This is a genomic window from Kitasatospora setae KM-6054 (assembly GCF_000269985.1).
Lineage (GTDB): Bacteria > Actinomycetota > Actinomycetes > Streptomycetales > Streptomycetaceae > Kitasatospora > Kitasatospora setae.
The window spans coordinates 861,092-879,192 of sequence record NC_016109.1 but is presented as its reverse complement, the minus strand read 5'-3'; the positions used below and the strand labels follow the sequence as shown (position 1 = coordinate 879,192).

Here is an 18,101-nt window from a genome sequence, read left to right as displayed (position 1 = left end):
GGCGGATCCGAGGAGGGACACGTGAGCGAGCGACGAACCCTGGCCTGGGCCGGCGTCGACGCCGGCAAGGGCCACCACTGGGCGGCCGTGGTCGACGGGGCCGGCACCACCCTGTGGTCGAAGAAGGTCGACAACGACGAGTCGGCGATCCTGACCGCGCTCGGCGAGATCCTGGAACTCGCCGACGAGGTCCGCTGGGCGGTGGACATCTGCGGCACCGCCTCGGCACTGCTGCTGGCGATGCTCGCCGCCCACGGCCAGCAGGTCGTCTACGTGCCGGGCCGGACCGTCAACCGCATGTCCGGCGCCTACCGGGGCGAGGCGAAGACCGACGCCCGCGACGCCTACGTCATCGCCGAGACCGCCCGCCACCGCCGCGACTTCACCACCATCGACGTTCCCGCCCAGTTGGCGGCCGACTTGGCGCTGCTGACCTCGCACCGCTCCGACCTGGTCGCCGACCGCGTGCGGATGATCAACCGGCTCCGCGACGTGCTGACCGGCGTCTTCCCCGCCCTGGAACGGGCCTTCGACTACTCCGCCCACAAGGGCGCCCTGGTCCTGCTGACGGGCTACCAGACCCCCGCCGCCCTCCGGGGCAGGGGTCCGGCCCGCCTCACCGCCTGGCTCGCCAAGCGCGGCGTCCGCAATCCCGGCACAGTGGCTTCCGTCGCGGCGGAGGCCGCCGCCGCCCAGCACACCGTGCTGCCCGGCGAGGACGTCGCCGCCGCGATCGTCGCCGACCTTGCCACGCAGATCCTGGCCCTGGACGAGAGGATCAAACGGGTCGACAAGCAGATCGCAGAGGTCTTCCGCACCCATCCGCAGGCCGGGATCATCGAGTCGATGCCCGGCATCGGACCGATCCTCGGGGCGGAGCTCGTCGTCGCGGCCGGCGACCTGGCGGCCTACGCGGACGCCGGCCACCTCGCCTCCGCAGCCGGGCTGGTGCCCGTCCCCCGCGACTCCGGACGCCGCACCGGCAACATGCACCGACCCAAACGCTACAGCCGCCGCCTGCGACGGGTGTTCTACATGTCCGCCCAGACCAGCATCGTCAACGACGGTCCCAACCGGGACTTCTACCTCAAGAAACGCGCCGAGGGCTGCAGACACGTCCAAGCCGTCATCGCCCTCGCCCGACGCCGCGTCAGCGTCCTGTGGGCACTCCTGCGCGACGGCAGACTCTTCACCCCCGTCCCAGCCACACAGGCGGCTTGACTTCGTCATTGAGACTCCTCTCCGGCCGGGGCGGGCCCGGCGGTCGACAGGGCCTGGGCGGCGTGCGCGCAGGCGAGGGAAAGGCGGTGGAGTGCGGATCGGAGTTCGGCGGTGCGCAGCGTCGGCAGCGGGACGGGGAGCGCTGGTGCCGGGTACCGGCCGGACGGTGCGGCCGGCACCGGGGCGGAGTGGATGTGGATGCCGCCGTAGACCGCGTGTCCGACGTTCACCCCGTGCTCCAGCCACTGGACCCGGTGGTTCTCGCCGGTCTGCGGCGTGTTCTCCGGGCCGGCCGTCATCCGAGGTGCAGGGCGGCGCTGTCCGAGGGGGAGGGGGCCGGCCCGATGGTGATCGCCCCGTGCACGTCCCGTCCGACGGCGGCGCCGTGGCGCACGTGCTGGGCGAGCTTGAACGGGAACCCGTCCGCCGGAGCCGGGGGCGGCGGCGGATTGAGCGGACCGTCCGCGAACGCGCGCAGGTCGTCCGGGCCGTGGCCGGGGACCCGGATCCAGCCGTAGGAGAGGAACTCCTTGATCCGGACGTGGACGCGCAGGTACTGGGCGGGGTCGAGGCCGGGATGGCCGGAGCGGACCACGTCCTGGTAGAGCCGGTCGGAGATGATGACGGCCAGATCGGCGGACGGGAGGCCGGCCAGGGCCGCCTTCAGCTGGTGCGCGTTGACGTACCGGGCCACGGCGACCGGTCCTGGTCCCGCGTGGCCCAGTGCGGCGGTCGTGGCGACGCCGGAGTCGATCGCCAACCGCATCCGCAGCCGCGGCCCGTCCGTCCGGGCGTTGAGCAGGTGCAGGCAGGTCGAGAGGTGGTGGACGAACGGCCCCAGGACGACCGTTTCCGGAACGCCCTCCGGGAGGACGTCGAACTCGGCGTCGCCCTGGGGCTGGCGCTCCCAGGCCGTGCGGTCCAGCCCGGAGCGCCGGGCCGCCTCGTCCAGCAGCCGGACCAGGTCCGTCTGGACGGCGAGCTGGGTCAGGGTGTCGAGGCGGCTGTACCGTGCCACGTCCACCGTCATGCACAGCCGGCGGCGCGGAGTGCTGCCCGGAGGCAGCGGGCAGAGTTGCTCGGTCATGGCAACTGACCACCTTTCCAAGGGTGTCGGGTGCGGTGCACGCCAACTATTGGGCAAGCGGCCGTGGTTGCCGACTATCACGCATTCATGCGGAATACTTGACAAGGGACCGCTCCGCGCCCTCGTCCAGAAGCGCGATCGCGCGCAGGCGGTCCATGTCGGAGACGTGGGGCAGCCGTTCGTTCGTGGTGACCAACTCCAGTCGGCGGAGTTCGGCGAACGCCTGGTGCACGGCGCGCTCCTTCACCCCGGTGAGCGAGGCGTACTCGAGCTGCGTCAGGGCCACGTCGATGCGGTACACCTTCCGGGGCGGGGTCCCGCGGTCGGGGAGCCTGGTCCCGCACGACTCCGCGAGGTCGACCAGTACCCGGGCCAGCCGGATCAGGACCGGATACGCCCCGAACTCCAGCCGCCTGCGGTCGGAGCTGCGCAGACGGGCGCCGAGCACCCGGTGCAGGGCGATCATCGCCTCGGGGTGCTCGCGGAGGAAGGACAGCAGGTCGGGCCAGGCGATGACGCGGGCCAAGCCGTCGCGGCAGGCCGTGACGGTGGCGGTCCGCGGCCCGCAGTCCATGGCGGCGATCTCGCCCAGCAGTTCGCCGGAGACCTTGAAGTCCACGAGCGACGCCTTGCCGTCGCTGATCAGGCGGGTGACCTTCGCCGATCCCCGGAGGAGTAACCACACCTCCTGCCGGTCGTCCCCCTCCTCGATGAGGACCTGCCCGGAGGCGAACCGCCGGGTGCGGCCGATCCGCTCCAGGGCGCGCCGGGCCTCGGCGGAGAGGGCGTGGAAGAACGGGGTGCGAGGTGTCCGCGAGTCGTCCATGCGCCCAGCACAGCACGGCCCACCCGGCCGGAACAGGCGTTTCCCGCCCCCGGTCGTAGGTGCGCCGGGGGCGTGCGGCAGCATGCGGACGGGCGTCCGCGGCGGGTCAGTCCCGGTCGGCCTCGGTGATCGCTTGGGTGACTCCGAAGGCTCCGGTGAGCAGCAACTCGTCCATTAGATCGAGGATTTCGGCGCGTCGGCTCCTCGGCGTCGCCCGGGCGTGGGCCCTGACCAGGAGTTCGCCGATCCGGTGGGCGTCGGCGGCCGCCCCCGTCCGCAGGTCCGCCGCGTCCTTGCCGAACACCTTGAGGAAGCGGCGGACACAGGTCAGGGCCAGTTCGTCGATCCGGTCCGGGGCATCGTCGAGGGTGATCAGCAGCTGGGGCAGGGCCGGCTCGAACGCGCGCGACTCCATCAGGGCGGTCAGCGTCGCGCGGACCGGGGCCAGGCGGTGTCCGCGCAGCGCCGCGGCGACGGTGGCGGCGGCCTCCCGGACCTCCTCGTCGGGGTGGTGGAAGAAGCGGACCAGCGCGTGGTGGGAGATGGCCGCGTCCCCGGTGCGGGTGAGGCGCTGGGCGCACACTTCCGCGGCGCCCTGCATCCGGGGGCCGTCATCGCCGCCGAGGACCGCGGCCAGGAATTCGTTCGTCTCCCAATCCATCGCCGCGAGGGCGGCGACCTGCCCACCGGCCCTCCGCACCGCGGCGAACTCGGAGCGCAGCATGCGGTCGATCACCGGGTGCCCCGCCGCCGGGTCCCCGTCGCACAGGGCCACGAACAGGCGCAGCACGGTGCGCGAGGCCAGCAGCGGATCAGGGGCCTGAACCAGCACGTCGAACGCGCGGGCCACGGTGGCCCGGTCGTGGCGCAGCGCGGCGTGCAGCAGGTGCGCCACGCAGGTCCGGACCGCGGGGGAGGGGTCGGCGGCGAGCTGCTCCACGTGCGGCAGGAGCAGGGCGGCGCGAGTGCCGTCCGGGTCGGAGAGGAGGAGGTCGCCCAGGAACTCGGCGGCGGTGCCGCGCACGGTGTTGATGCCCGAGGTGAACAGGTCCCCGTCGCTGTCCTCCAGCGTCGTGGCGGTCCTGGCGGGGGTGGGATCGTCGGACTCCAGGGCACAGCGCAGGAGGGCCTCCACCAGGTCGATCGGAACGGCGTCCAGGTGCCGGCGGACCGCCCAGCCCAGCCAGCGGTCGTGGGCGGGCCTGCGCTGGCCGGCGAAGTGGCGGACCGCGGCGAAGAGCGGTTCGGGGTCGTCGAGCCGCTCGGTGTCGCCGAGGCCCCGGAGCAGCGCGGAGCCGTAGGCCGGGTGCGTCCCGGCGTCGATCCGCAGCGCGAGCCGGGCGAACCGGACGGGCTCCCGCTCCGTCATGCCCTGCAGCACCAGGGCGAGTTCGTGGGCGCCGCCGGTACCGGTCGACCAGTCGGTGCGGTCCTGGCTGTGCTTCTTCAACGCGGCCAGCCACTGGTCGTCGCTCATCTGCCGGGCCGATTCCGAGGGGATCGGCGACCGGGCGAAGCCGGCCGTGATCGCCTGCGGCGCATCCGGTTCCGCCCGGTCGAGCAGCCGGCGGAGTTCGCCCAGCCGCCGTCCCGCCGGGGCGGAGAGCCGGTCCTCGGGGAGCGCCGAGAGGAGGGAGAACTCGTGCCAGGGCGACAGTTCGCCGTTGTGCGGGAGGCGCAGGTGGAGGATCAGCCGCTCCAGGTCCGCGAGCGTGGTGTCGGGCAGTGCGCCGCCGATGGCGACCAGCACGTCACGCGCTCCCCAGGTGGAGTGCGAGGCGTAGCCCACGAACAGCCGGTGCCTCCCCTCCAGCAGGAGCGCGGCCGCCCAGGGCGCGAGAGCTTCACCGGTCGAGGCCAGCGTCCGGTACACCAGCCAGACCGCGGCCTCGAACGGGGCGGCGGCCAGTTGCGCCAGCAACTCGCGAGCCCCGGCGGGATCCGCCGCCGCCACCGCCCGCAGCGCGGCGGCCGCACCGTGGTAGAGCGCTTCGGCCAGGTCGCCGGGCTGCTCCTCGGGAGACCGGAGGGAGAAGTGGCGGTCATAGGCCGGGCCTGCCCACTTCCGGGGCATGGCGGTCGCGGCCATGACCCGCACCAGTGCCGGGAGGACCCGCAGGCAGTACTCCGCCGGGGCGCCGAGCGCGGCAGCGGTGATCACCTTCACCCCGAAGTGGTCCCGGCTTTCCAGGGCGGCCACCCTGCCCCGCTTGTCCAGCCGGAGCGCGTCGGGCCCGTCGATGAGCTGGGCGCCGATCAACTCGACCGCCCACGCAGGCTGTTCGTCGGCGAATTCGTCCACCGCCACCCAGAGGTCGCGATCGTGGCCGGCCAGGCGGCCCGCCCGTACGGCGCCCAGCAGGAGGTCGAAGAGCGGTCGGCTCTCGCCGATCCTGGCGAAGCGGATGATCCAGGCCAGCCAGGAGCCGAACTGCGGGTGCGCGGTGTGCGGTTCCAGCAACTGGGCCACCCGGTCCGGGAGTTCGTCGGACGCCGCACCCAACAGCTGGATCGCCCAGTCCCGTTCCCGGCTGTCCGCGCCGGCCAGCCAGTCGGCGACCACGCCTTCGTCGTCCGCGCGGCGGAACCAGGCCGGGCTTCGGACCGCGTTCACCACCTGGTCCATGAACGGGGGGCGGCCCGCCAGGACCCGGGAGACCGCGCCCCACTCCGCGGCGGTCGGATCCGGCAGGCCGCGCAGGACGGCGAGTACCACCTCCTTCAGGTGGTACCGGATCCCCGGGGCGGTGAGCAGCGCCTCGACCTCCTCGGCGAAGCGCTCCTCGTCCTGCTCCCGCAGGTGGTCGAGGACCTGCCGCAGCTGCCCGCGCCGGAACAGCTCCTGCTCCGCGCCGGTGAGGAACTCCACCAGGCCGTCGTTCCGCCGGAGCCAGTCCCGGGCGAAGGCGTAGTCGAAGAAGCTCTCGTGGAAGAACGCGAGCTTCCGGCCGTCCCGGACCAGGACGTTCTCCGACACCAGGACCCGTCCGCTCGCGGCGAGGTCGTCCGTGTCCAGCACGCTGTCCGGAACGAAGAGCTGCTGGCGCTCGCTCATGGTCGCGGCGACTGCGGAGACCGCTCGGTGGAAACGCGTCGAAGGAAGCCGCACATCGCACTGGCCCCGTTTGAACTCCCAGAAAGCGTCCAGGAGTTGCCGACGGGAACGGAGCCCGGTGAGCACGTCCGGGCGGTCCGCGAGCTGGGCCAGCAGGAACAGGTGCAGCGGGGAGCCGAGCAGCGCGCGCTGCGAGGACGTCAGCCGCCCCGGATCCAGGCCCATGCCGACGAGCGCGGCATTCACCTGGGCGCTGGCCAGCGATCCCACTTCCAGCCGTACCGAATCGTCGGCGGAGGCCAGTTCACGGATCCGCGGGTCGGCCTTGGCGTCGAAGGCCCGGCAGACGAGGACGACCCGCATCGCCGGGAAGGCGGCGGCCTCGCCGATCAGGTCGGCCACCGGGCCGAACGCCTGCGAGCTGCGCCCCGACACCAGGCTCACGGCGTCCAACTGGTCCACCACCAGCACGCAGGGCCGCCCGGCCGCGGCGGTGGCCAGCGCGCCGACCGGCGACATGGCCAGCTTGACGTGCCGGCCGAGCCGGTGGGTCGAGTCGAAGGGGGCGAGCCGGTCCAGGCGGAAGGCGAGCACCGGCGTCCCCGATGCCGTGAGCGCTCCGACCGCCTGGTGCAGCACGGCGCTCTTCCCGCTGCCCGCCGTACCGGTCAGCAGGGTGAGCCGCGGGCCGTCGGCCGTGACCCGTTCGACCAGCAGGTCCGCCTCCGCCCGCGCGATGACCGGCCGGAGCAGGCCGGGCTCGACGGTCGCCGCCCAGCTCCGGGTCGCCGCGGCGACCGACTCGGCCACCGCGGCGCCCTCCGCCCGGCCGGCCGGCCGGAGCCCGTGCACCGCCAGGCGGGACGTGAGCGCGGGGGCGTCGAGCGTGCTGCCGAGGCCGGCCAGCAGGACGTCCCCCAGGGTCAGCGCGGCCGGGTGGCCCGGCGCGCCGGTGAGGACCTGCTCGGCGAGCACCGCGTTGGTGTCGATCAGTTCCCGCTCGTTGTGCCACTCCACCCACAGCCCGCGCAGCATGCGCCAGGCCACCTCGGCCGAGCCGTAGACGGCGGCGGAGGCGAGGGCGTCGAACTGGTCCCCGAGGCCGTCCGACAGCCACTCCCGCCGGAAGGCCGCGGCGTCGTCGGAACGGCGCGCGCGGTCGGTGAGCTCCTCGACCGCCCGGGCGGGCACCGTCGACACGAAGTGGAAGGTGCGGCCGCCCTCGACGTGGAACCGCAGCGCGTCCCAGACGCCCTTCTCGCGGAGCGAGTGCACACTCCAGCTGTTCGCGTTCCGGTGCTGCCGCTTCACCTGGTGGGCCTGCGTCACGCCGTCGCGCCGGTACAGGAACTCGACGCCGTCGCCCAGCGGGGAAGCCGGTTCGAGGACGATCGACTCACCCCTGCCCAGGAGCACGTTCAGAGCCTGGCGGACCGTCCAGGCCCCCTCGTAGCGGTTGCCGAACTTGTCGGACTCCCCTCCCGGTCGTGGTGCCACCGTGTCCTCCTGTCGACGTGTGCGGAGCCGGGACCGCAGCGGGCCCGGGGCGGACCGTACGGGCCCGGGCGGCGGCGCGGAGGCGGGTGTCCGAAGTTGGGCCGGATGTGAGCGAGGGGTTTCCCGATGCGGCGCTTGGTGATCAGTACGCCCATTCCGGGCAGTACTGCACGTGCAGCATGCCCGGGAGGAAAGGGCCGTGGAGGTCGCCGTGGCGGGTGGGGGCGGTGGAGAGCTCGACGCACACGTGCTGGTAGACGGGGACCTCGGGGAGGTCGGGGTGCCGGCGGTAGTGGCGGTGGTGGACGGCCGGGGCGTCGGCGAGGAGGGAGCGCAGTTCGGCGCCGGCGTCGCGGAAGGCCGGGGCGCTGGCGGTCACGAAGAGGGTTCCGGCGGCGGTGGCGAAGTGCAGGTGGTCGCGGAACTCGGCGTGGTGGAAGCGCTCGGCGCGCCCGGACCGGACGGTGAACTCGGTGTCGGGGGTGCCGGTGCGCTGCGGCCGGCCCGGGCCGAGGCGGGCGCGGACCTCCTTCCAGGCGCTCGGGCGGAAACCCAGCGAGTGGTGGGCCAGGACGAGGTCCAGCCCGGGCTGCCCGGCCTCGGACACCGGCCCCGGGAGCGGACCGTCGGGCATCGGCCGACCACGCAGCGGCAGGTACAGCAGGGTGTGCGGGGAACGGGCGGCCAGCGACCAGAGCGCCAGCAGCCGCGCCAGGCCCGGCCGGTCGGCGTACAGCGTCATCCAGTGGTGCTCGTCCCGCAGCACCAGCCGCCCCGGACCCGGGGCCGAGCGGACGACGCGGTACTCGCGCGCGCCGGAGCGGATGCGGTGCACGGTGATCGGCTGTTCTTCCACGGAGCGCGACTCTAGCGGGCAGGTCAGCGGCCGTTCACCCGGGTTTCCCGGGCCGAAGTGTCCAAGGCCGCTCAGGGCGCGCCGGTGAGCAGGGCGAGGTGGCCGTCCAGGCGGCGGTAGAGGACGCGGCCGCGGCGGGTGGCCGGGTCGGCGAAGAAGAGGTACGGGAGGTCGGCGGTGGTGAGGCGGGCGGCGGCCTGCCGGTCGGTCAGCGGCGGGGCCGGCAGCGGGCTGAGGGTGAGCGGGGTGGCGGGCCGGTGCGGCGGGCCGGCCGGGAGGGTGCGGGCCAGGCGGTAGCCGGTCGGGCCGATCCGGTGGACGACGGCGTCGGTCTCGGTGGCCGGGTCGGTGAACAGGTGGATGTCGTAGTCCATCGCGTCCAGGGTGCGGACCGCCGCGTCGGGCGAACACCACACCAGGGCGGGCGACTTGACGCGGACGATCCGCCCCGAGCGGGCGGCGGCGGGTCCGGTGCCCGGCTCGGCGGCCGGCTCGGCGGACGGCCAGGGCCGGGGCCGCCAGCTCGCGGAGACGGCGCGCACCCGCCGGCGCAGCCCGTCCGCGAGCCGTTCGGCGGCCTCTCCCGCGGTGCGGGCGGCGAGCTGCACGCGCACCCGCCGCCCGTCGACCTCCGCGTTGACCTGGGCGAGGACGCGTCCGGGCGCGGCGGTGAGGCGGACCCGCACGGCCTCGACCAGCGCGGAGGCGTCCCGCGCGGCAGCGGCAGCGGCGGCGGCGACCCGGGCCCGGGCGAGCGCGAGCGCGTCCCCGGGGAGGGGAGGGGCGGCGGGGGAGGCGGAGGGGGAGGCGGGCATGGCGGGCTCCTCGGGCGTGGCGGCGGGCGGCGGTCAGCGGGGTCAGCGGGGGCCGGGGCGGTGCAGCGCGACCAGCACGATCAGCAGGCACAGCCCCGCCGAGGCGGCGACCGTCAGCACCGCCGACCCGGCCGGTCCCGGCCGCCCGGCCAGCAGCGTCGCGGCCGCCCCCGCCGCGACGGCGGCCAGTCCGGTGGTGAGCCAGCCCACCGCCGGGGCGTGCCGGGGCGGGACGGCGGCCGGCAGCTCGTACGGGAGGGCGCACGGGAGGGCGGGCCCCGGCGCGCCCCAGAGCCGTGCCTGTTCGCGGCGCGCGGCGCGGCGTTCCGCGCCGGCGGCGGCGCGCAGCGCGAGGGCGCCGAGCGTGCCGGTCAGCGCGGCGCCGAGCGGGACGGGCCAGGGCAGCGGGGTGGTGAGCAGCAGGGCGGTCGCGGCCAGGGCGCCCCACCAGGCGAGGCAGCCGGCAGCGGTGAGGCGGGCGGCGCGCGGCCGGTCCGGTCCGGCCCGCAGGTCGAGCAGGGCGGGCAAGGCGGGCAGGGACCAGGCACTGCCGGTGGCGGTCAGCGCGGCGGTGCCGAGGGCGAGGACGGGGTGGGCCATGGCGGTTCGACCTCCGGTCGGTCCGTGCGGGAAGGGGAGCGTCGGCGGCGCACCGGCAGGTCGTGGCGGGCCGGGGCGGTGTCCACCGGGTGCGCGCCGCCCGGGGGCGACTCGGGCCCCGCCCGGCGGCGCGTGCCGGACCGCCCGGCGGGGGAGGCGTCCGGGGAGAGCGGCACCACCCCGCCGAGCGGTGGCGCTCCATGGTGGTCCGCCGCCGGCCCGCCGCCCCAGGGCCGATGGTCCCGCCGGCAGCGGCCCGACGGCCCCGCTCCCGCCCCCGCTCCGGCGCCGAAAGGCCCTGCTCGGCGGGGGCCTGACGGGCTGACGGCATGTCCGGCGAGCGGTCCTGGCCGTGACGGGCGGATCAGGCCCGTGACGGGCGGATCAGGCCGCGACGGGCCGCTGCCGTACGGATGCCGGGTGCGGCTGCGGCTGCGCGTGGGGGTGCGCGTGTGCGGCGCCGCAGTGCAGTGCGTGCAGGCCGGCGGCCAGGCGCTCCGGGTCCTGTCGCAGCCAGAGCCGCAGGGCGGTGCCCAGCGCGGCGCACGGGGTGAGCGGCGCGGGGGAGCCCGTGGCGGCCGCCCGTCCGGCCAGCCGGGCGGCGAGCGCGGGCAGCAGTTCGGCGAGCTCCGGCGGCAGCCAGACCGTCACCGCGCACGGGGCGAACGGGCTCGGCGGGGCGGTGAACTTGCTTGTATGCCAAGGAAATTGGTCTTCGCGGCCCGGTGGTGTGAGCAGCATCGGCAGGACGTCCAGCAGCGCGTCCGCGACCACCTCGGACACGTCGCCCCGGTGTCCGCGCGCCAGCCGCCGCAGCAGCGTCCGCTCCGCGGTGGTGAGCCGGACAGCCAGCATGACCTCGTCGGTTTCCATCGCACGGCCTTCCCTGGGCGCCCGCGCCCACCCGATCGGCCCCGCAGTCGGAGCCGGACACCTCGCTGACCTCGGCTCACTGTCCACAGCGGCCCCGGACGCCCGGAAGGGCCGAACGGCCCCGGCTCCCGGGGCCGTTCGGCGGGGCCGACCGTGGGGGCGTGACCCGGCCGCACCCCCCCGCAGGCCGTCCGCAGGCCGTCTGCCGGGCGTTCGCGGGGTGATCGGCGCCGGGCTCTGGATCTCTCCCGCCCCACTCCCTAACATGAGCACTCCTCATGTTCATTCGCCGCTCGTCAGGAGGCACCCGTGCCGGACCGCTACGACCTGCCCGCCGGATTCCGCTGGGGTGTCTCCACCGCCGCCTACCAGATCGAGGGCGCCGTCGACGCGGACGGCCGCGGCCCGTCCGTCTGGGACACCTTCACCGCCCGCCCCGGCGCGATCCGCGACGGCCACACCGGGCGCACCGCCTGCGACCACTACCACCGCTGGCCGCAGGACGTGGAGTTGATGCGGGACCTGGGCGTGGACGGGTACCGCTTCTCGATCGCCTGGCCGCGCGTCCAGCCGGCCGGGCGGGGGCCGGTGAACACCGCGGGGCTGGACTTCTACGACCGCCTGGTCGACGGCCTCCTCGACGCCGGGATCACCCCGCTCCCCACCCTCTTCCACTGGGACCTCCCGCAGGCCCTGGAGGACACCGGCGGCTGGCTCGACCGCGACACCGCCCACCGCTTCGCCGAGTACGCGAGCGTCACGGCCGACCGGCTGGGTGATCGAGTGCCTGCCTGGACCACCCTCAACGAGCCGTTCGTGCACATGGTCTACGGCTACGCCCTCGGCATCCACGCCCCGGGCCGGACCCTGATGCTGGACGCGCTGCCCGCCGCCCACCACCAGCTCCTCGCCCACGGCCTGGCCGCCGCGGCACTGCGGACCCGCGGCCGCGAGGTCCTGATCGCCAACAACCTCACCCCGGTGCGGCCCGCGAGCGACGCCCCCGAGGACCGGGCCGCCGCCGAGGCGTACGACGCGCTGCACAACCGGCTGTTCACCGACCCCCTGCTGCTGGGACGCTACCCGGACCTCTCCGCGTACGGCGTCGGACCGGACCTGCACGGCGCCGTCCACGACGGCGACCTGGCCCTGATCTCCCGGGGCGGCCTGGACGGGCTGGGCGTCAACTACTACAACCCGACCCGGATCGCCGCCCCCACCGACCCGGGCCTGCCGTTCGCCGAAGCGCCGATCGAAGGCGTCCCGCGCACCCACTTCGGCTGGCCCGTCGTCCCCGAGGGCCTGTACGAACTCCTGCTCACCCTGCGCGGGCGCTACGGCGACGCGCTGCCCCCGATCACCGTCACCGAGAACGGCTGCTCCACCGACGCCACCCTCGACGACACGCCCCGCATCGACTACCTGGCCGGCCACCTCGACGCCCTCGCGCGCGCCGCCACCGCCGGCATCGACGTCCGCGGCTACTACACGTGGTCGCTGCTCGACAATTTCGAATGGGGAGAGGGGTTCGGCGAGCGCTTCGGCCTGGTGCACGTCGACTTCGCCACCCAGCGGCGGACCCCGAAGGCGTCGTTCGCCTGGTACCGCGACCTGATCGCGGCCCAGCGGGCGAAGTCGGCCGCCTCGTAGCGGCCGTCCTGGGTGCGGCGGCGAGGCCACCGCCGGAGATTCCGCGTCCCCGCTGGTGCCGATGCCGGTACCGGTGTCGACCGGCAGTGGTGCGACGGCCTGCGGGAGCGCCGCCGCCGGAACAGCCCGACCCGTGCTTTCGCCGCACCCGCCGGCGTCGCGGCACCGGGTCCCGGCGGCTCAGCGGCTCAGCGCTTCAGCGGCGGGGCGGGCGGGTCGCGGTGTCGAGGTAGAAGGCGTCGATGCTCTGGACGGCCTGCTCGAACTCCGCCAGGTTGACCGGCTTGGTGACGTAGGCGTTGGCGTGGCTGCTGTAGGCGCCGGCGACGTCGTCAGGGGCGGCGGAGGTGGTGAGCACGACGACGGGGATCGTCCGCAGGTCCTCGTCGGACTTGAGGACCCGCAGCAGGTCGCGGCCGTTCATCCGGGGCATGTTGAGGTCCAGGACGATCAGGTCGGGGCGGGGCGAGTCCGGCGCGCGCAGGTGTTCCAGGGCGGCGAGACCGTCGGTGACCTGGACGAGGTTGCGGGCGCCGCGTTCGGCCAGCGCCTCCTCGATCAGCATGGCGTCGGCCGCGTCGTCCTCCACCAGCAGCACGTCGAAGGCGTGGGCGGGGCTGGTCATGATCGGGGTCTCCGTAGGTTCTTCGTCGGAATGGTCGTAGAGGCCCGGCCAGCGCTGCCGGGCTCCCTGGCGGGTCAGCCCGCAGGCCGAGCCGAGCTGGGGGTAGCCGGCTCCGGTCCGGGCCGCCGTCCTGGCCGCGTCCGCCCGGAGGCGCTCCGCGGCCCGCTGCAGCTGGTCCAGGATGTGCAGCATCCCCAGGGCCCGTCCCATCGGGTCCTCCGGGAGCCCGGGGGGACGGAGCGGACCGTTCCCCGTCAGCAGCCGGTCGGCGAGGTGCCGCGCCGTGCGCGCCACCGCGGCGTCCATGATCTCGGACGTCTCCCGCGCGGTGGCCCGGAGGAGGAAGTCGTTGCCGGGCATGACTGGAACCATAGGCCCTCACCTCACCCCCGACAACAACGCTTGTCCTCCGGCCTCTACAGTGAGCGCTGCGCCGTCCCACCGGACGGCCGCCAGCGGAGAGGTACAGGGACCATGCAGGACGAACCGAGGACACCGCGCCGGGGCCCGTTCTCCGCATGGACCACCAGACGCTGGCTGCGGGCGGGTGCCGGGCTCTCCCTGGTGGTCCTGGTCCTGCTGGGCGTCCTGGGGTTCTGGGTGCTGGACCGCTCCCAGACCATCAGCACCCAGCTCGTGGACGTCCGTTCGCCCGCGCTGTCCACCGCGTTCCGCCTGGAGTCGGTCCTGCTCAACCAGGAGACCGGGATCCGCGGGTACGGCATCACCGGCAACCCGGAGTTCCTCCAGCCCTACCGGCAGGGCCTGGCCGACGAGAAGGCGCACGTCGCCACCCTGACCCGGCTCCTGCACGGCGACGCCGACGCGCTCGCGGACCTCGCCGCCGTCGAGGACGCCGCCGCCCGGTGGCGGCAGGAGACCGCCGAGCCGATCGCCGCCGCTCCCCCCGGGGCGCCCTCCCCGCAGACCGCCGCCCTGGCCGACACCGGCAAGGCCGCGTTCGACCGCCTCCGGGCCGCCCTGGCCGGCGAGCAGGACCACCTGCGGGCCGACCGCGCCGCCGCCCGGGCCGACCTGCTCTCCACCACGCGGATCCGCAACTGGGTGTTCACCGCCATCGCGGTCGTCATCGCCGTCCTGACCGCGCTGGTCTTCGAAGGGCTGCGCCGCGGCATCAACCGGCCCCTGGAACGGCTCGGCGCGGACGCCCGCCGGATCGCCGCGGGCGACTTCGAGCACCCCATCGTCCCCACCGGCCCCGCCGACCTGCGCCGGCTCAGCGCCGAGATCGACTCCATGCGCCGGCGGCTGACGCGGGAGCTGGCGTTCACCGAGCAGGCCCGGCTGCGCCTGGACGCCCAGGCCGCCGACCTCCAGCGCTCCAACACCGAGCTGGAGCAGTTCGCCTACGTGGCCTCGCACGACCTCCAGGAGCCGCTGCGCAAGGTCTCCAGCTTCACGCAGCTGCTCCGGCGCCGCTACGGCGGCCAACTCGACGCCAAGGCCGACCAGTACATCGACTTCGCGGTCGACGGCGCCAACCGGATGCAGGTCATGATCAACGACCTGCTCGACTTCTCCCGGGTCGGACGGGTCCACCACAACCACCAGGAAGTCGACCTGGAGCACGTCCTGGAACGCACCCTGGAGACCCTCAGCATCGGCATCGAGGAGGTGCGGGGGGAGATCACCCACGACTCCCTGCCCACCCTGGTCGCCGACCCCACCCAGATGGGGATGCTCTGGCAGAACCTGATAGGCAACGCGGTCAAGTTCCGCCGCCCCGGAGTCCCCCCGCGCGTCCACGTCAGCGCCGAGCGGGAGGGCGGGCTGTGGCGCTTCGCCGTCACGGACAACGGCATCGGCATCCCCGCCCAGTTCGCCGTCAAGGTCTTCGTCATCTTCCAGCGCCTGCACACCAAGGAGGAGTACGCGGGCAGCGGCATCGGCCTGGCCATGTGCAAGAAGATCGTCGAGTTCCACGGCGGCACCATCGAGGTCGACCCGACCCGCACCGACGGCACCCGCATCACCTTCACCCTCGCCGCGGAACCCCCGGAACTCCCGGAGTCCCCGGATTCCCCGGAGGATCCCGCCGCCCCGAGCACCGAACAGGTCGGCCCCGCCGCACCGGAGCGGCAGCCGCGGTGACCCTCCCCCTCACCGCCGTGTCCGGGCGCGCGGAAGAAGAACAGACCTACCGCATCCTGCTCGTCGAGGACGACGACGCGGACGCCCTCCTGGTCGAGGAACTGCTCTACGACACCGGGCTGAGCTTCGAACTCACCGTCGAACCCACCGTCGCCGGCGCCAGAGCCGTCCTGGCCGAACGGCAGATCGACTGCATCCTGCTCGACCTGCACCTGCCCGACGCGGCCGGCACCGCGGCCGTCACGGCGGTGCGCGACCTCGCACCGCACAACGCCGTCATCGTCCTGACCGGACTCGCGGAGAGCCGGGCCGGCGCCGAGGCGATGGCCGCCGGAGCCCAGGACTACCTGGTCAAGGGCAAGGTCGAAGCCGAACTGCTGCGCCGCACCCTGCGCTACGCCGTCTACCGCAGCCGGACGGAGCACGCCGCCATCCAGGCCCAGGCCAGCCGCCTGCGCGCGGAGGAGAACGCCCGCCTGGAACGCGGCCTGCTCCCGCCCCCCATGCTCGGCACCTCGACCGTCACGGTGACCAGCCGCTACATACCCGGTGCCCCGACGGCGCTGCTCGGCGGCGACTTCCTCGACGTCGTCGAGGGCGATGACGGCCTCCTGCACGCCGTCGTCGGCGACGTCAGCGGCCACGGACCCGACGCCGCCGCCCTCGGCGTCCTGCTGCGGATCGCCTGGCGCTCGCTCGTCCTCGGCGGTCACCGGGACGGCGACCTGCTGAACCTGATGGAACGCGTCCTGGTCGCCGAACGCGACGACGCCTCGCTCTTCGCCACCTGCACCCTGCTCACCCTCCAGCAGGAGAGCGGCACCGCCACGCTCCACCTCGCCGGGCACCACGAGCCCCTGATGACCACCGACCGGGGGACCCGGCCGGTCAGTGCCGCCCCCGGCATCGCCCTGGGCATCATGCCGGGCCTGTGCCACTGGCCCCCCACGGTCGTCCCGCTCCCCGCCAGCGGCGCCCTGACCCTCTACACCGACGGACTGGTCGAGGGCTACGACGGCGACACCGGCCGACGGCTCGGCACTGACGGGCTGCTCTCCCTGATCGCCGCCTCCGCTGCCTCCGACACCTCCGACCCGGCCGGACCCGCCGCCCGGATCGACCGGATCATCGAGCAGGCCCAAGCCCTCAACGCGGGCCGCCACACCGACGACCTCGCCGTCCTGCACCTCGCCTGGGGACGCAGGTAGCCGGACGGCCGCCGCCGGGAGCGGCCGGCGGCGGCGGGGGTGCGGCGACCCGCCCGCGCGGCTCGGGTGATCGTGCCGCGAGCCCTCCGGCGGGCCCGGCCGCCCCGGGCGGAGGGGACGGAAGTCCGACGGCGGGCCCGTGTCCGCAACGTCGACGGCGGTTGCCGCTTCGAGACCGCCCTCTCCGCGGGGCGCAGTGCCCGGAGCGGCCCGCCCGGGCGTCCGTCGTGGAAGTCGTGGCACACGCCCCGCCCGGATCGGGCATCGCGTCGCGCATCGGGGGTACGCGTCGGCGGACCACGGCCCATCCGCACGGTGAGGTCGGCCGGCCGGCAACGGAGAGTGGCATGAGCGTGACAGCAGAGAGCATCCACGGCACGGCCCTGTTCGCCGACCGGTACCGGGTCGAGGGCACCCTGGGGCGAGGGAGCGCCGCCGAAGTGCTGCGCGCCGTCGACCTGCGCCTGGGCCGGGAGGTCGCGCTGAAGGTGCTGCGCTGCGGCGCCCCCGAGGACTTCGCCCGCCGGTTCACCGCCGAGGCGCGGACGCTGGCCCGGCTCCGGCACCCCGGCGTGGTCGAGGTCTACGACCACGGGAGCGCCGATGACCGCCCCTACCTCGTCCTGGAGCTCGTGGACGGACCGACGCTGGCCGACGTGCTGCGCACGTCACCGCTGTCCGTCTCCGCCACGCTCCGGCTGGGCCGGGAACTCGCCGGCACCCTCGCGTTCGTCCACGAACAGGGCGTCGTCCACCGCGACGTCAAACCGTCCAACGTGCTGATCGACGCCTCGGGCAGCCCCCGCCTCACGGACTTCGGCATCGCCCGCCACCCCCTCGACGAGTGCACGCAGGACGCCGAGGCGACCCGGACGGGCTTCGTCGTCGGCACCCCCGCCTACCTGGCGCCGGAGCAGGTCCGCGGCGAGGGCGCCCGCCCGCCCGTCGACGTCTACGCGCTGGGCCTGCTGCTGATCGAGTGCCTCACCGGACAGCGCGCCTACCCCGGCGGCCCGATGGAAGCGACGCTGGCCCGCCTGCTGCACTCTCCCGCCATCCCGCCGGGCGCGCCCGCGCCGCTCGCCCGGGCCCTGCGCGCGATGACCCGGACGGACCCCGCCGCCCGCCCCTCCGCCGCCGCGTGCGCGGACCTGCTCGACCCGCGGACGCCGGAGCCCCCGGCCTCCCGATCCGAGGCCCCGGCGGGCCGGAGCGTCGCCCGTCGCAAGCGCGTGGCGCTGTCCGCGGGAACGGTCGGGCTGCTGCTCGCGGCCGGAGCCGGAAGCATGGCCTTCGGCACCGAACGCCCTGCGGCCCCGCCCGCGCCACGACCCGCGGTCACCTCCACCCCCGCCCCGGCGCCCACGCCCTCCGCCCCGCCGGCCGCCCCGCCCGCCGCCGCGCCGGTGCAGGCGCCGGTGCAGGCGCCGTCGGCGAGCGCCGCCGGCGGCAGCGCGCCCGCCCGGTCGGTCCCGCAGGACACGGCCGGGCCCGGTTCCGGCCCGGCGGAAGCCCCCCGGGCCGGCGACGGGAAGAAAAAGGGGGAGCGGGGCGAGAAGGACGGGAGAACGCCCGGGAAGGGGCCGAAGCGCTGACGGCCGCTGGTCGAGGCACCCCGGGGCGACGCCCCGGACGCCCGCCCGGCGCGCCCGCCCGCCCCGCGCCGCACCGCCCCG

The 18,101-nt window shown here is 75.0% G+C and carries 14 protein-coding genes; 5 read left to right on the top strand and 9 right to left on the bottom strand.

Translation table 11 applies throughout. The features are described 5' to 3' along the window. The first annotated feature begins 21 nt into the window (after positions 1–21). Complete coding sequence (locus KSE_RS03810) at positions 22–1,221, top strand: IS110 family RNA-guided transposase (protein WP_014133951.1); 1,200 nt, start codon at positions 22–24, stop codon at positions 1,219–1,221. Between the two features lie 5 nt (positions 1,222–1,226). Here KSE_RS03810 and KSE_RS03805 read toward each other — a convergent pair whose 3' ends face one another. The 8 genes from KSE_RS03805 to KSE_RS03770 all read right to left on the bottom strand — a co-directional run bounded on the left by KSE_RS03805 (position 1,227) and on the right by KSE_RS03770 (position 10,830). Continuing rightward, the gene (locus KSE_RS03805) at positions 1,227–1,520 is read right to left on the bottom strand and encodes a hypothetical protein (RefSeq protein ID WP_014133950.1); all 294 of its coding nucleotides are present in this window, start codon (positions 1,518–1,520) and stop codon (positions 1,227–1,229) included. Further along, positions 1,517–2,308, bottom strand: a complete 792-nt coding sequence (locus KSE_RS38085) for a hypothetical protein (RefSeq protein ID WP_014133949.1) — start codon at positions 2,306–2,308, stop codon at positions 1,517–1,519. Before KSE_RS38085 ends, KSE_RS03805 begins: the two co-directional genes overlap by 4 nt. An 85-nt stretch (positions 2,309–2,393) precedes the next feature. Then, entirely contained in the window at positions 2,394–3,134 is a 741-nt protein-coding gene (locus KSE_RS03795) for a Crp/Fnr family transcriptional regulator (protein ID WP_014133948.1), read from the bottom strand. A 106-nt stretch (positions 3,135–3,240) separates the two neighbouring features. Further along, a complete protein-coding gene (locus tag KSE_RS03790; RefSeq protein ID WP_014133947.1) occupies positions 3,241–7,686 on the bottom strand; it encodes an ATP-binding protein in 4,446 nt (1,481 codons plus the stop codon). Between the two features lie 142 nt (positions 7,687–7,828). Next, positions 7,829–8,542: a hypothetical protein gene (locus tag KSE_RS03785; RefSeq protein WP_014133946.1), complete on the bottom strand. Its 714-nt coding sequence runs from the start codon at positions 8,540–8,542 to the stop codon at positions 7,829–7,831. Positions 8,543–8,613: 71 nt separating this feature from the next. Beyond that, positions 8,614–9,357 carry a sigma 54 modulation/S30EA ribosomal C-terminal domain-containing protein gene (locus KSE_RS03780; protein ID WP_014133945.1) on the bottom strand — a complete coding sequence of 248 codons (744 nt, stop codon included), beginning with the start codon at positions 9,355–9,357 and terminating at the stop codon, positions 8,614–8,616. A gap of 42 nt (positions 9,358–9,399) precedes the next feature. Next, positions 9,400–9,957, bottom strand: coding sequence for a hypothetical protein (locus tag KSE_RS43545; protein ID WP_014133944.1), 558 nt, complete (start codon positions 9,955–9,957; stop codon positions 9,400–9,402). A 384-nt stretch (positions 9,958–10,341) separates the two neighbouring features. Beyond that, entirely contained in the window at positions 10,342–10,830 is a 489-nt protein-coding gene (locus KSE_RS03770; RefSeq protein ID WP_014133943.1) for a hypothetical protein, read from the bottom strand. 309 nt (positions 10,831–11,139) lie between these two features. Here KSE_RS03770 and KSE_RS03765 point away from each other — a divergent pair, with 309 nt between their 5' ends. After that, positions 11,140–12,480 carry a GH1 family beta-glucosidase gene (locus tag KSE_RS03765; protein WP_014133942.1) on the top strand — a complete coding sequence of 447 codons (1,341 nt, stop codon included), beginning with the start codon at positions 11,140–11,142 and terminating at the stop codon, positions 12,478–12,480. Positions 12,481–12,676: 196 nt separating this feature from the next. Here the strand turns inward: KSE_RS03765 and KSE_RS03760 are convergent, their stop codons facing one another. Continuing rightward, entirely contained in the window at positions 12,677–13,465 is a 789-nt protein-coding gene (locus tag KSE_RS03760) for a response regulator (protein WP_014133941.1), read from the bottom strand. A gap of 114 nt (positions 13,466–13,579) precedes the next feature. Here KSE_RS03760 and KSE_RS03755 point away from each other — a divergent pair, with 114 nt between their 5' ends. The 3 genes from KSE_RS03755 to KSE_RS03745 all read left to right on the top strand — a co-directional run bounded on the left by KSE_RS03755 (position 13,580) and on the right by KSE_RS03745 (position 18,020). Then, positions 13,580–15,217, top strand: coding sequence for a sensor histidine kinase (locus KSE_RS03755; RefSeq protein WP_014133940.1), 1,638 nt, complete (start codon positions 13,580–13,582; stop codon positions 15,215–15,217). After that, positions 15,214–16,425: a PP2C family protein-serine/threonine phosphatase gene (locus tag KSE_RS03750; protein WP_014133939.1), complete on the top strand. Its 1,212-nt coding sequence runs from the start codon at positions 15,214–15,216 to the stop codon at positions 16,423–16,425. Before KSE_RS03755 ends, KSE_RS03750 begins: the two co-directional genes overlap by 4 nt. Positions 16,426–16,772: 347 nt before the next feature. Continuing rightward, positions 16,773–18,020: a serine/threonine-protein kinase gene (locus KSE_RS03745; RefSeq protein ID WP_014133938.1), complete on the top strand. Its 1,248-nt coding sequence runs from the start codon at positions 16,773–16,775 to the stop codon at positions 18,018–18,020. Positions 18,021–18,101 lie beyond the last annotated feature (81 nt).

Excerpts from the sequence above, each read along its gene's own strand:
- KSE_RS03805 (WP_014133950.1), bottom strand. The coding sequence starts at position 1,520 with ATGACGGCCGGCCCGGAGAACACGCCGCAGACCGGCGAGAACCACCGG.
- KSE_RS38085 (WP_014133949.1), bottom strand. The coding sequence starts at position 2,308 with ATGACCGAGCAACTCTGCCCGCTGCCTCCGGGCAGCACTCCGCGCCGC.
- KSE_RS03795 (WP_014133948.1), bottom strand. The coding sequence starts at position 3,134 with ATGGACGACTCGCGGACACCTCGCACCCCGTTCTTCCACGCCCTCTCC.
- KSE_RS03780 (WP_014133945.1), bottom strand. The coding sequence starts at position 9,357 with ATGCCCGCCTCCCCCTCCGCCTCCCCCGCCGCCCCTCCCCTCCCCGGG.
- KSE_RS43545 (WP_014133944.1), bottom strand. The coding sequence starts at position 9,957 with ATGGCCCACCCCGTCCTCGCCCTCGGCACCGCCGCGCTGACCGCCACC.
- KSE_RS03770 (WP_014133943.1), bottom strand. The coding sequence starts at position 10,830 with ATGGAAACCGACGAGGTCATGCTGGCTGTCCGGCTCACCACCGCGGAG.
- KSE_RS03760 (WP_014133941.1), bottom strand. The coding sequence starts at position 13,465 with ATGCCCGGCAACGACTTCCTCCTCCGGGCCACCGCGCGGGAGACGTCC.
- KSE_RS03755 (WP_014133940.1), top strand. The coding sequence starts at position 13,580 with ATGCAGGACGAACCGAGGACACCGCGCCGGGGCCCGTTCTCCGCATGG.
- KSE_RS03745 (WP_014133938.1), top strand. The coding sequence starts at position 16,773 with ATGAGCGTGACAGCAGAGAGCATCCACGGCACGGCCCTGTTCGCCGAC.